We start from the raw sequence: 2,322 nt of genomic DNA, 5'->3' as shown, positions 1-2,322 counted from the left end.
CGCCCGGTCGGGCGCAGCACGGCCGTCACCGCGACGGGGCCCCGACGGGCACGGGGGGCGCGACCGCGGCGACGAGGCGGGCGACGACCTGCTGGGCGGCGACGCCGTCGGCCAGCGCGTCGAGGGAGAGGACGAGGCGGTGGGCCACGACCTCGACGGCGAGCTCGCGCACGTCCTCGGGGAGGACGTGGTCGCGCCCGCGCACGAGGGCGAGCCCCCGTGCGGCCGCCAGCAGGCCGAGGGTGGCCCGCGGGCTGGCCCCCGCCTCGAGGAGGGGGGCGACGTCGGGCGCGCCGTAGGCGGCCGGGTCGCGCGTGGCCATGACGAGGCGCACGACGTAGTCGCTGACGAGCGGGTGCACGTAGACGGCGTCCGCCGCCTCCTGGAGCCGCAGGACGCGCCCCGGGTCGAGGACCCGCCGGGCCCGCGGCGGGGCGACGCCCATGCGCCGGAGGATCTCGGCCTCGTCGGCCGCCCCGGGCAGCGGCACGTCGACCTGCAGGAGAAAGCGGTCGCGCTGCGCCTCGGGCAGCGGGTAGACGCCCTCGGACTCGACGGGGTTCTGCGTCGCGATGACGGTGAAGGGCTCGGGCACGGCGTGCGTGGTGCCCGCCAGCGAGACCTGCCGCTCGCCCATGAGCTCGAGCATCGCCGCCTGGACCTTCGCCGGGGCGCGGTTGACCTCGTCGGCGAGGACGACGTTGGTGAAGACGGGCCCCAGCTCGACGCTGAAGCGCTCGGTCGCGGGCGACCAGATCCGCGTCCCGACGATGTCGGAGGGCACGAGGTCGGGCGTGAACTGGACCCGGGCGAAGCTGCCGCCGAGGACGGTGGCGAAGGAGCGGGCCGCCAGCGTCTTCGCCGTCCCCGGCACCCCCTCGAGGAGCACGTGCCCGCGGGCCAGGACGGCGACGGCGAGCCGCTCGACCATGCCCTGCTGCCCCACGACGACGCGGCGCGCCTCGGCCACGGCCTCGGCGACCTCCTCGGCCGCACCGCGCGCCGGGCCCGGCTCCGGCGCGTGGGCGGGAGCCGCGCCAGCGGTCGCGTCGGGGTCCTCGGTCGCCACGCGCCCATCACACCACCCCCGCTCCCGGCGCGGGTCGACGCCCGCCGGGTCGCCTCGGCGGCCACGCCGGCGAGCCGCCGTCGGGCGCGGTCCTCGACGGGGCGAGCGCGGCACGGACGGCGGGACCTGCCCTAGGCTCCGAGCGGACCCAGCAGCGCGGTCCCGGGAGCGCGACGACAGCGAGCCGCCATGGACGACCGGCCACCTCTCGGGCAGGGCTCCGCCACCACCGACGGCGGCGACCTGCCCCCGGAGATGCGACGAGCGCGTCAGCTCGCCACGGCGCTGGACGTCGACCGCGTGGCCGTGGTGCTCGTCGCCCACCCGGAGCACCGGGCCGTCGTGCTCGGCTCGGACCCCGCCCTGGTCGCCTTCGGCGACATGGCCGTCACCGTCGGCGAGAGCCCGGGCCACGACGTCCTGCGGACGGGCCGCCCCTGCCTCGTCGACGACATCCCCGCCGCTGCCGACCGGTGGCCGCTGCTGCTCACGACCTACCCCGTCCCCGGCCCCCTGCGCAGCCTGCTGGTCGTGCCGGTGACGACGGCCCGGCACGGCACGACCGAGGACGTCCTCGGCGTCGTCGTGCTGGCCCGGGACCGGCGCCGTCCCTTCACCTCCTCCCAGGTGGCCCGCGCCGCCGACGCCGCCCGGGAGATCGCGAGGTCGCTGCTGGCCCACGCCGTCGAGCGCGAGGCCGCGGCCCTCGACCACGACCTCGACGACCTCCTCGACCCCCGCGCCGACCTCGTGCCCCTGGCGGTCGGCGCGCTGTCGAGCCGCGAGGGCCTCGACCGCCACGACGCCCTCGAGCAGCTCAGGACCCGGGCCTTCCGTCAGGGCTCGACCCTCCAGCAGCTCGCCCGCGACCTCCTCGACGACCGGGCGTGACCCTCGGCGGGCACCTCGCCCCCGGTCCTGCCCTTCGGCGACGTCGACGCGGAGGCGCCGTCCGGGGCAGGGGGCGGGTGACTCCGGACCGCTCCCGCGGCGCTGTGGTCTCATGAGCGCGTGAGCGCGGAGCCGGGGCCCGGAGAGGACCGCCCGGACCCGCCCGAGGGCACCCGAGAGCGCGCACAGGAGCGCACCCAGGCGCCCGCTCGCGTCGAGGGCGCGCCGCACGGGGACCCGGGACAGGTGCTCCCGCTGCGCCCCGGCGACCCCGGCCGGCTCGGCCCCTGGTCCGTCGTCGGGCGCCTGGACCCCGACGAGGGCGCCCCTCCCTCGCCCGACGGCGCCGCGCGCCGGGGACC

General features: G+C 78.7%; 2 protein-coding genes and 1 pseudogene. 2 read left to right on the top strand and 1 reads right to left on the bottom strand.

What is annotated here, in order from left to right; all coding sequences use genetic code 11:
* Nucleotides 1-25: 25 nt before the first annotated feature.
* A complete protein-coding gene (locus tag HLB09_RS15915; protein WP_322790225.1) occupies nt 26-1,069 on the bottom strand; it encodes an AAA family ATPase in 1,044 nt (347 codons plus the stop codon).
* Nucleotides 1,070-1,258: 189 nt separating this feature from the next.
* On the opposite strand from HLB09_RS15915, the gene HLB09_RS15910 reads away from it, so the two are divergent.
* Together HLB09_RS15910 and HLB09_RS17935 are read left to right on the top strand one after the other, a co-directional pair.
* The gene (locus HLB09_RS15910; RefSeq protein WP_171204291.1) at nt 1,259-1,960 is read left to right on the top strand and encodes a GAF domain-containing protein; all 702 of its coding nucleotides are present in this window, start codon (nt 1,259-1,261) and stop codon (nt 1,958-1,960) included.
* Nucleotides 1,961-2,080: 120 nt separating this feature from the next.
* Nucleotides 2,081-2,322 (top strand): annotated as a pseudogene (locus HLB09_RS17935) (hypothetical protein); the annotation flags it as partial.

The sequence above is a fragment of the Pseudokineococcus marinus genome (assembly GCF_013004605.1).
GTDB classification, from domain to species: Bacteria; Actinomycetota; Actinomycetes; order Actinomycetales; family Quadrisphaeraceae; genus Pseudokineococcus; species Pseudokineococcus marinus.
Note: the sequence above shows the minus strand (reverse complement) of the source record. Positions and strands in the feature narration are given on the sequence as shown.

Bases quoted from the DNA above. Each gene is read 5' to 3' on its own strand.
- HLB09_RS15910 (WP_171204291.1), top strand. From the start codon at position 1,259: ATGGACGACCGGCCACCTCTCGGGCAGGGCTCCGCCACCACCGACGGC.